The 10,445-nt window shown below is 71.7% G+C and carries 6 protein-coding genes and 2 pseudogenes; 4 read left to right on the top strand and 4 right to left on the bottom strand.

What is annotated here, in order from left to right:
• Positions 1 to 361: 361 nt before the first annotated feature.
• Both AC08OQ_RS12815 and AC08OQ_RS12810 read left to right on the top strand, forming a co-directional pair.
• The gene (locus tag AC08OQ_RS12815) at positions 362 to 673 is read left to right on the top strand and encodes an AAA family ATPase (protein WP_476601565.1); all 312 of its coding nucleotides are present in this window, start codon (positions 362 to 364) and stop codon (positions 671 to 673) included.
• Between the two features lie 16 nt (positions 674 to 689).
• Entirely contained in the window at positions 690 to 3,227 is a 2,538-nt protein-coding gene (locus AC08OQ_RS12810; RefSeq protein ID WP_476601566.1) for a LuxR C-terminal-related transcriptional regulator, read from the top strand.
• Between the two features lie 39 nt (positions 3,228 to 3,266).
• On the opposite strand, the gene AC08OQ_RS12805 is transcribed toward AC08OQ_RS12810, so the two are convergent.
• The gene (locus tag AC08OQ_RS12805) at positions 3,267 to 4,073 is read right to left on the bottom strand and encodes an inositol monophosphatase family protein (RefSeq protein WP_476601567.1); all 807 of its coding nucleotides are present in this window, start codon (positions 4,071 to 4,073) and stop codon (positions 3,267 to 3,269) included.
• Between the two features lie 264 nt (positions 4,074 to 4,337).
• Between AC08OQ_RS12805 and valS the strand changes: the two genes are divergently transcribed.
• Positions 4,338 to 6,977 (top strand): valine--tRNA ligase, encoded by a 2,640-nt coding sequence (gene valS, locus AC08OQ_RS12800; protein ID WP_476601568.1) that lies wholly within the window; start codon positions 4,338 to 4,340, stop codon positions 6,975 to 6,977.
• Positions 6,978 to 6,996: 19 nt separating this feature from the next.
• Here valS and AC08OQ_RS12795 read toward each other — a convergent pair.
• The 3 genes and pseudogenes from AC08OQ_RS12795 to AC08OQ_RS12785 form a co-directional block, all read right to left on the bottom strand.
• Positions 6,997 to 8,380, bottom strand: a pseudogene (locus AC08OQ_RS12795) (nitrate/nitrite transporter).
• A gap of 203 nt (positions 8,381 to 8,583) precedes the next feature.
• Positions 8,584 to 9,103, bottom strand: a pseudogene (locus AC08OQ_RS12790) (gamma carbonic anhydrase family protein).
• 170 nt (positions 9,104 to 9,273) lie between these two features.
• Positions 9,274 to 9,582: a DUF4235 domain-containing protein gene (locus tag AC08OQ_RS12785; protein ID WP_462202896.1), complete on the bottom strand. Its 309-nt coding sequence runs from the start codon at positions 9,580 to 9,582 to the stop codon at positions 9,274 to 9,276.
• A gap of 248 nt (positions 9,583 to 9,830) precedes the next feature.
• Between AC08OQ_RS12785 and dut the strand changes: the two genes are divergently transcribed.
• Positions 9,831 to 10,406: a dUTP diphosphatase gene (gene dut / locus AC08OQ_RS12780; protein ID WP_476605831.1), complete on the top strand. Its 576-nt coding sequence runs from the start codon at positions 9,831 to 9,833 to the stop codon at positions 10,404 to 10,406.
• The last annotated feature ends 39 nt before the right edge of the window (positions 10,407 to 10,445 follow it).

The raw sequence follows: 10,445 nt of genomic DNA, 5'->3' as shown, positions 1-10,445 counted from the left end.
ACCCCGAAAACCAGCGGCTACGAACACGCTGCGCAACCACCCGCCGAGCCTGCAGATGCCTCAAACCCGCTTAACTTCGAAGAGCCCATATACGGGCAACATCGGGATCATTTCTCTGCGTGGGTAACCGGGCGTGACGGCCGGATCGTCAATGGCGCTGGGTCGGGCACCGGACACCCCTCCGTACGGCTTCTCCCGGTTCTCCCAGGTCAACACACCGAGGGCCGAACCGCGTCCGGGAATCCCCGGCGGTTCCGGACACCGTCGTTCACTTCTGTGCTTAAAGTCCCTTTGCCGACCGTTCTGGTCACGGCAGGATGATGTTGGTGGACAACGGCGTCACGGGGGAAGGACGGTTGTCGTGAAAGGGGCAAAGGCCACCATCGACGACTCTACCGGTATGCATCCACTGGTAGGCCGGGAAAAGGAGTTTCGTCTCCTCGACGGCCTGCTCGCGGCCGTGGCGCAGCGCGGATCCGCCCTCGTTCTGCGGGGTGAACTCGGGGTGGGGAAGACCGCGTTGTTGCGGTATGCCGCCCGGATGGCCAGCACCCGGGCGGCCACCGCCCGGGTGCTCCAGCTTCGCGGGGTCGAGTCGGAGAGCACGCTGCCTTTCGCCGCGCTGGCGGACCTGGTGCTGCCGCTGCGGGAACATCTACCGGATCGTCCCTGACGCGCAGCGGGTGGCGATGCGGGTATGCCTGGCGCTCGCGGAGGGGGTGTCAACGAGCCCGTACGCCGCGTGCGCGGGAACCCTGAACGTCTTGGCCGCGGCCGGGGACAGGCATCCGCTCGTGGTGCTCGTCGACGATCTGCAATGGGTGGACCCGCCGTCGCAGCAGGCGCTGCTGTTCGTCGCGCGCCGGCTGGCGGTGGAACGGGTGGCGATGGTGATGACGGTCCGCTCGGATACCGCCGACCTGTGCGAGCGGTCCGGCCTGCCCTGTATGGAGGTCGCCGGGCTGTCCACCGAGGCGTGCGGCGAGCTGATCCGCGAGCACGGTTATCGGATGGCCCCGCACGTGCTGGGCGACCTGGTCCGGCGGATCGCCGGCAACCCATCGGCGCTGCTGGAGACGGCGGCCTCGCTGGGGGAGGCCCAGCTGCTTGGGCAGGAACCGCTCGGTGAGCTGCCGCCGCCGGGACGTCAGTTGGAGCGTGCCTGGTCCGACCGGCTGGACGGGCTGCCCGAACGCACCAGGCAGGCGTTGGTCGTGCTCGCCGCCAGCCGCACGACGTCGGTGGGAGCCCTGGCCCGTGCCGTGACCGCAGCCGCTCTCACCCTGGCCGATCTGGACGCCGCCCACGACGCGGGTCTGGTCAGGGTCGCCGCCGCGGACGGCGGCGTCGGCGGCGGTGATGGCGTCGATGCCACGCTGGAGTTCGCCCATCCGATGCTGGGGCCCTTCGTGCTGCGCCACGCCGCACTGTCGGCGCGCATGCGCGCCTACCAGGCACTCGCCGAGGTCTCCCATGGTGATGCGCGGGTGTGGTACTTGGCCGCCGCGGCTGGCGGTCCGGACGACGGGGTGGCCGACGCGCTTGCCGAGGTCGCCGTCCGGACGCGCCGACGCGGGGGATACGGCGCGTCGGCACGGGCGTGGCACCGCTCCGCCGCACTGACCTCCGAGCGGGCCACCCGGGTCGACCGCGTCCTGCGTGCTGCCGCCGACGCGCATCTCGGCGGCCTGTCCCAGGATGCGGCAGCCTGGGCTGACGAGGCGGCGCGGCTGGCCCGCGGGCCGCTCGTGCGAGCCGACGTCGAGCTGGTCCGCGGCCGGGTGCTCACCTGGTCCGGTCATCCGACCCGGGCGTACGACCAGCTCGTCCAGGCGGCCGAGGCGGTCATGGACACCGATGCCGGACGGGCGGGCGCGCTGCTCGCCGAAGCCGTCCTGCCGGCTCTGATGGACGGCAGGGTGACGGTGGCCCTGAACACCGCCCAGCGCGGGCAGGCACTGACGCCGCGCCATCTGGCCCGCGCCCTGCCCCTGTCGATCCACCATGGCCGCGCTCTCGCCCTCACCGGGATGACCGGCGAGGCGGCCGCCTGCCTGGACGCCGTGTCCGGAGAGATCATCGCCGCGGACGACGTGGAGGACCAGCAGGCGCTGACCCTGACCGGCCAGACCCGCCTCGACGTCGAGGCGGACGGTGAGGCCGCCCGACTGCTCACCGCGGTGGTCAATGCGGCCCGCCGCGCCGGAGCCCCCGCGATGCTGCCCTACGCCCTCGCGGTGCGCTGTGAACTGGAGGGCTGGCGGGGCCTGTGGGCGGCCGGTTACGCGGACGGGGTGGACGCGCTGCGCTGGGCCGAGGAGCTCGGGCAGGTAGGCGCGATCGGCCTCAGTCTTATCGTGCTCGCCCGGATCGACGCCGCCCGCGGCGACCGCGCCCTGAGCGAGCAGCGGATCAGCCGCCTGCGGCGCGAGATCGGGCCGTACGGCATCGGCAGCCTGGACCTGCACGCGGCCGGCGTCCTCGGGCTCGCCGCGCTCGGTCACGGCGAGTACGACGTTGCCGTCATCACGCTGCGAGAGGCCTGGTCGCGGGCCCGAGCCATGGGGCTGGCCAATCCCAACGCGATGCCGCTGGTCGGCGATCTCGCCGAGGCGCACATCCGGTCCGGTGACCACGACGGTGCCGCGGAGGTCGTGGATTGGCTCGCCGAACGTGCCGAGACGACTGGACTCGCGTGGCCCGCGGCGGTCGCCGCCCGCTGCCGCGGCCTGATGGCCGACGGCCTGGCGGCGGCCGAGACCGCCTTCGCGCAGGCCGAAGCCGCTCACCGGTGCCGGCGGATGCCGTTCGAGCACGCTCGGACCCGGTTGTGCCGGGGCGAGGTCGTGCGTCGTTTCCGCCAGCCGGCCGCAGCCCGGGTGCCCCTGCGCGAGGCGTACGCGACCTTCGAGATGCTGGGAGCGAAACCGTGGGCCCGCCGAGCCGCCGCCGAACTCACGGCCACCGGCGACCGGAGTGTCCTCAACGACCGCCCGACGGAGCACCCGACAAGGCTGGAGCGGCTCACCCCCGCCGAGCTCCAGGTGGCCCGCGCCATCTGCGAGGGGATGAACAACGCCGAGGCCGCGGCCGCCCTGTTCGTGTCCCGCAAGACGGTCGAGACCCATCTCACCCGGGTCTACCGCAAGCTCGGGATCCGCTCTCGCGGCGGTCTCAGCCGGGCGCTCGTCGCAGCCGGAGTCGACGACGTCGTGCCCTGGCCGTGAGTGGCGGGCCGGTGGTGAGCGGCGGGCCGGTCGGGGACCTCAGTCTCGGTCGGCGGGGGGATCCTCGGCGAGCAGGGCGGTCAGCGCCGGGAACAGGGCCGGCGGGGCTGCGACGGTGAGATCTTCGCCCGCCGGCCGGCCGTGCAGCCCACCGACCCGCAGCCCGGCCTCCACCGCCACGAGGCCGCCGGCGGCCTGGTCCCAGGGCTTCAGCCCGCGCTCGTAGTAGGCGTCGACGAGGCCGCCGGCCGCCGCGCACAGGTCCAGCGATGCCGCACCCATCCGACGGATGTCGCGCACCCGGGGCACCACCCGGCTGGCGACAGCGGCCTGCGCGGCCCGGCGGGACGCCGTGTAGCCGAAACCCGTTGCGACGAGGGCGCCGGCCAGCGTCGTCACCGCCGACCCGGTCAGCGGTTCCCCGTCCCGGTAGGATCCGCCGCCGCGCGTGGCGGTGTAGGTCACGCCCAGCGCCGGGGCATGCACAACTCCGGTGACGACCTCCCCGCCGACCTCGGCGGCGATCGAGACCGCCCAGTTGGGCAGCCGGTAGAGGAAGTTCACCGTACCGTCGAGCGGGTCGACGACCCAGCGCACCCCGGTCGCGCCGGCGGAGTCCGAACCCTCCTCGCCGAGCAGTCCGTCGCCGGGGCGCAGTTCGGCGAGCCGTCGGGCGACGAGCGCCTCGGAGGCGCGGTCGAGGGCGGTCACGACGTCGGTGGGAGACGACTTCGTCGTCTCCGCGGCCACGGTGCCCTCCCGGCCCCGCGCGAGCAGGTCACCCGCCTCACGGGCGATCGTCAGCGCAATGGCGAGCAGTTCGTCCGGGTCTGGCAGGTCGCTCATCGTCCGGCGCTCCAGGGATCGGCACGGGAGTGGGGATCGGCACGGGAGTACGGTCCGTTCAACGGTTCATCCTGCCAAGACGGCCGGTCGTGCACTCCCCGTGGAATGTGAGAGGCGTCACGTCCGTCGACTGCTTCCGGTTCCCGTTCCCGGCTCCGGCTCCGGCCCAGGGGTGCGTGCCCGGGCCGGAACCTCGCCGGTCCGCCGACCGGGGGACCTTGGTGGTCGGTGACCACGATCGAGGCGCCCGTAGGATCGTTGCTTGTGGTCGCGACAGACGGTACGGAACGGTCCACCCGCGCGGTCCCGGCGAAGCCGAGCCTGGACGGCATCGAGGCGCGCTGGTCGACGGTATGGCAGGATGAGGGCACCTACGCGTTCGACCGGACGGTCGACCGCGGGCAGGTCTACTCCATCGACACCCCGCCGCCGACCGTCAGCGGTTCCCTGCACGTGGGGCACGTCTTCTCGTACACCCACACCGACCTGATCGCCCGCTACCAGCGGATGTGGGGTCGCGAGGTCTTCTACCCGATGGGCTTCGACGACAACGGGCTGCCGACCGAACGCCGGGTGCAGAACTACTTCGCTGTCCGCTGCGAGCCGTCGCTGCCTTACGACCCGGGTTTCACCCCGCCGGACAAGCCCGGTAAGGAGCAGATCCCGATCTCGCGACGCAACTTCGTCGAGCTCTGCGAGCGGCTGACCCTGGCGGACGAGAAGGGCTTCGAGCAGCTCTGGCGCCGGCTGGGGCTCTCCGTCGACTGGTCGCACACCTACGCAACGATCGACGCCCGGTCGCGGACCGTCGCGCAGCGGGCCTTCCTGCGCAACCTCGCTCGCGGTGAGGCTTATCTTGCCGAGGCCCCGACGCTGTGGGACGTTACCTTCCGCACCGCAGTGGCCCAGGCCGAGCTGGAGGACCGGGACCGCCCCGGCGCGTACCACACCCTGGCCTTCCCCCGGTCGGGCGTCTCCGCCCCGGGCGAGGGGCTGGACCCGGCGGACCCGATCGTCATCGAGACGACCCGTCCCGAGCTGCTGCCCGCCTGCGTCGCCCTGGTCGCCCATCCGGACGACCCGCGTTATCAGTCGTTGTTCGGCGCCACGGTGCGGACCCCGCTGTTCGACGTCGAGGTCCCGGTGGTCGCGCACCGGTTGGCCGACCCCGAAAAGGGATCCGGCATCGCGATGATCTGCACCTTCGGCGACCTCACCGACGTGACGTGGTGGCGCGAGCTGCGACTTCCGGCGCGTGCGGTGATCGGCCGTGACGGCCGGTTCATCCCGGACCCACCGGACGCCGTCACCTACGCGGCCGGCCGGGAGCGGTACGCCGAGCTCGCCGGAAAGACCGTGCACAGCGCCCGGGCGCGGATCGTCGAACTGCTCGCCGAGTCCGGCGCGCTGCTCGGCGAGCCGCGGCCGATCACCCATCCGGTCAAGTTCTACGAGAAGGGCGACCGGCCGCTGGAGATCGTGACGACCCGCCAGTGGTACCTCCGCAACGGCGGGCGGGACGAGCCGCTGCGGGCCGCGCTGCGTGGACGAGGCCAGGAGTTGCGCTGGTACCCGGACTACATGAAGGTCCGCTACGAGAACTGGGTCGACGGCCTCAACGGCGACTGGCTGATCAGCCGGCAGCGGTTCTTCGGCGTGCCGTTCCCGGTGTGGTACCCGCTGGACGCCGCCGGTGCGCCGCGGTATGACGCGCCGATCGTGCCCGACGAGGCGTCGCTGCCGGTCGACCCGTCCAGCGACGTCCCGCCCGGGTACACCGCCGAGCAGCGGGGCGTGCCCGGCGGGTTTGCCGCCGACCCCGACGTGATGGACACCTGGGCGACGTCCTCGCTCACCCCGCTGATCGCCAGTGGCTGGGAGCACGATACCGATCTGTTCTCCCGGGTCTTCCCGATGGACCTGCGCCCGCAGGCACACGAGATCATCCGGACCTGGTTGTTCTCGACGGTGGTGCGCACCCACGCCGAGTTCGGCGTGCTGCCCTGGTCGAACGCGGCGATCTCCGGCTGGATCCTCGACCCGGACCGTAAGAAGATGTCGAAGTCCAAGGGCAACGTGGTGACCCCGATGGGCCTGCTCGAGGAGCACGGGTCGGACGCGGTCCGTTATTGGGCGGCGTCCGGGCGGCCGGGCACCGACACCGCTTTCGACGTCGGCCAGATGAAGAACGGCCGCCGGCTCGCCATCAAGATCCTCAACGCCAGCCGGTTCGCGCTCGGTCTCGCCGTGACCCCCGACGCCGTGACCCCCGACGCCGTGGTCTCCGACGCCGGGGCGGCCCCCGCCCCGGCCAGTGAACCGCTGGACCGGGCCCTGCTGGCCGCCTTGGCCGACGTGGTCGACACCGCCACCGCGGCCTTCGACAGCTATGACTACGCCCGGGCCCTCGAGGTCACTGAGTCGTTCTTCTGGCGGTTCTGTGACGACTACGTCGAGCTCGTGAAGGGCCGGGCGTACGGCTCCTCCGGGGCGGCGGGCGCGGCCTCCGCACACACCACGCTCTCGGTGGCCCTGTCGGCGTTGCTCCGGCTGTTCGCCCCGGTCCTGCCGTTCGTCACCGAGGAGGTCTGGTCCTGGTGGCGTCCTGGTTCGGTGCACCGGGCGAGCTGGCCGGACGCCGCCGAGATCCGCAAGCTCGCCGAGGGCGCCCGCGCGGAGCTCCTCGGTGCCGTCGGGGCGGCGCTGTCCGGTGTCCGCCGGGCCAAGTCCGAGGCGAAGGTGTCGCAGAAGGCCGAGGTCGCGAGCGTCCTGATCAGCGGCGAGGCCGACCTCGTCGCCCTCGTCGAGTCGGTGGCCGCGGACCTGCGCAGCGCCGGCAGCATCCGGGAGCTCACGCTGAGCCCGACCGGCGGCGAGATCGCCGTCGCCGTCGAACTGGCCTGAACACAGGGCACAGACGGGATCAGATGCCGGCGAGGCGCTTGGCGGACGGCCGCAGATACACGAACCAGGTAACCACGAAGCACAGCGCGTAGAAGGCGATGAAGGAGATGTAGGCCGCGTCGCCGGTCCGGTAGCTCAGGAACGACTGCCGGAAGGCCAGGTTCACCAGCACCCCGCCGAACGCGCCGATCGCGCCGGCCAGGCCGATGAGGGCTCCGGACAGCCGCCGGGCCGAGTGCTGCGCCGCGACCGGGTTGCCACCGGCGTCGATGGTGGTTTGCGCCTTCGCCTGGAAGATCGCCGGGATCATCTTGTACGTTGACCCGTTCCCGACACCACTGAAGACGAACAGCGCGATGAACCCGACCAGGAACAGGGGAAGCGACTCCGTCAGCGAGGCGACGAGCACGATCGCGGCTGCGGCCGCCATCGCCACGAAGTTGGCGAAGGTGACCTTCGCTCCGCCGACGCGGTCCGCCAGGATGCCGCCGACCGGGCGGATCAGTGAGCCGAGCAGCGGACCGAGGAAGGTCAGGTAGGCGGCCTTGATCGGGATGCTGAACTGGTCGTGGAACTGCACCTGGAGCACCTGGCCGAACGCGAAGCCGAACCCGATGAACGACCCAAACGTGCCGATGTAGAGCAGCGACATCACCCAGGTGTGACCGTCACGGGCGACGTCGCGCATCGCGCCCCGGTCGTTCTTCGCGCTCGACAGGTTGTCCATGAACAGCGCCGCGCCGAGCGTCACCAGGACGATCAGCGGTATGTAGACGGCAAGGACGACCCGGGGGTGGTCCTTGCCGGCGGTGGCGAGGACGAGCAGGCCGACAAGCTGGATCGCGGCCACCCCCAGGTTTCCGCCGCCGGCGTTCAGTCCCAGGGCCCAGCCCTTCAGCCGCTCCGGATAGTAGGTGTTGATGTTGGTCATCGAGGAGGCGAAGTTGCCGCCTCCGCCCCCCGCGACCGCGGCGACGATCAGCTAGGGTGGGGTAGGAGACGCCGGGAGAGAGAACGACGGCCGCGAGGATCGTCGGCACGAGGAGCACCGCCGCGCTGAAGATGGTCCAGTTACGCCCCCCGAACCGGGCGACGGCGAAGGTGTAGGGGATCCGCAGCACACAGCCGACGAGCGCGGGCAGCGAGGTCAGCAGGAACTTGCCGGCCGGGTCGATGTGGTAGGCCGGTCCGAGGAACAGGACCGTCACCGCCCACAACGACCAGATCGAGAACCCGACGTGTTCGGCCAGGATCGAGAAGATCAGGTTTCGGCGGGCGATGCGGGAACCGCCGTTGTTCCAGAAAGTGCGGTCCTCGGGCCGCCAGTCGTCGATCCAGCGGCCGCGTCGGGACGGACCGGTCACGGTGCCGGTAGTCGGGACGCCTTCCAGCGTGGCGCTCATAGATGATCCTCCGAGGTGCGGGTGATGCCACGACGGTAGGAATGCGCCGTTACGTGGCGCGGCGTCGGCTGTGACACTCTCTGAGACATCCGCTCACCTGGGCGGGGACCCGACGGTGAGACCTCGGGCGCACCGGCCGTCGGGCCGTCGGCGGATCCGCCGGGAGGGCCGGGCGAGGCGTGGGTGGCCCGGCGGTCGACCGGTCAGTCGATCCGGCGTAGCTGCTCGCGGTATCGCTTGCCGTTCGCCACGTAGATCGCGGCCCCGGCGGCGAGGGCACCCGGGGCGACGGAATCCGGCAGGATCTTCGCTGGCACGCCGAGCGCCCTCGCGCCCGGCGGCACGACCGTGCCGCCCACGACGACCGCGCCCGCGCCGACCAGCGCACCCCGGCCGATCCGGGCCCGGTGGAGCACCACCGAACCGGAACCGACCAGGGCGCCGTCCTCGACGACGTAACCCTCCAGATGAGCCAGATGCCCGACCGTGCAGTCGTCACCCACCACCGTGGTGAGTTCCTCGGTAGCGTGGATCACCGTGCCGTCCTGGATGGACGTACGGGCGCCGATCTCGATCGTCCCGTAGTCGCCACGCAGCACCGAGCCCGGCCACACCGTGGACTCGGGCCCGACTCGTCACCGTGCCGATCACCGTCGCGTCCGGATGGACGTAGGCCGTGGGATCGATGGTGGGGACGGCGTCCCCCAGGGCGTACACGGCCATCCGAGCCTCCCGCTGATCGTGACGCCGCCGATCCGGACGGCGCACCGGTGGATCCCATCGTGCCCGGAAAGGAGCAGCCGGGTGCCCCGGAGAGCCGCTCGTGGCCGGCCGCTCATCAGTGCTCCCGGTCACGCGTTCAGTCCTCGGATGCCGTTCAGTCCTCGGAGAAGTCAGTCCTCGGAGAAGGAGGTCTTCGGGTGGAGCATGCCGGGCGGTGGTGAACCCGTCGCCCGGGCCCATCCGCGCGCGGCCGCGCGCTCGGCCGCCAACCGGCCGATCCCGATCGCGAGACCCGAGATCGCCGCCCAGGCGACGGCCTCCGTCCAGGCGGTGTCCGGGTCCGCCGGGTTGGCCGGCGGGTCGGACTTGCGCACCTTGCGGTACAGGGCGCTCACGACTCGGCTCGCGGCCATGCCCGCGAGCGCGGTCGCCCCTCCGCCGACGATCTTCCATCCCAGCTTTGACGCTGCTTTCGCCACCCCGCACCTCTCGTTCCTCGGCGAGGACCATGCCGGTCCGCCCGCCCCCTGCTTACCCCGACCGGCCTGCTTAGCCCCTCGGATCGTCTTAGCCTCTCGGATCATCTGCTATCCGATCACGCCGGGATACGCCCGCCGGAGTCCGGGGCTCGCTGCGGCCCGTCGGACCGGCAGGCCGATGGCGGTACGAGGGCCATGGCCTAGCGTGGGGGTCACGCCCGGACCGGGCACCCTCGACCAGGAGAGCCATGACCGCCACCGATCCGACGACGCCCACCGCCCCGCCTCCCGCGTCCGCGGTGCCACTCGCCGTACAGCCCGCCGCGCAGCCCGCGCCCGCCGTACCGGGTCGGGTGGAGATCCTCGTCCGCCGGTCGGACCGCGAGCTGGCGCTGCCGGCGTACGCCCAGCCGTCGGACGCGGGGGCGGACCTGGTGACGGCCCAGGATGTGACGCTCGGCCCGGGGGAGCGGGCGACGGTCGGAACCGGCCTGAGCATCGCCCTGCCGGCCGGGTACGCGGCGTTCGTCCATCCGCGCAGTGGCCTGGCCGCGCGGCACGGCCTGTCCGTGGTCAACGCCCCGGGAACGGTGGACGCCGGTTACCGTGGAGAAATCAAAGTCATTCTGATCAATACCGACCGATCTGACATGATCACCCTACATCGGGGCGACCGGATCGCCCAGCTGGTCGTGCAGCGCGTGGAGCACGCCGTGTTCCGGGAGGTCGATGAGCTGCCGGCCTCGGTGCGCGGAAGCGGCGGGTTCGGCTCCACGGGGGGTTTCGGGTCCGCCAGGGGACCAGCTGGGGGGATCTGTCGCTGATCTTGTGATCGAACTGGCCCTTCCATGCTCGGTTATTGG

Source organism: Frankia sp. CcCS3 (assembly GCF_977927575.1).
This window is presented reverse-complemented; position numbering and strand designations above follow the sequence as displayed.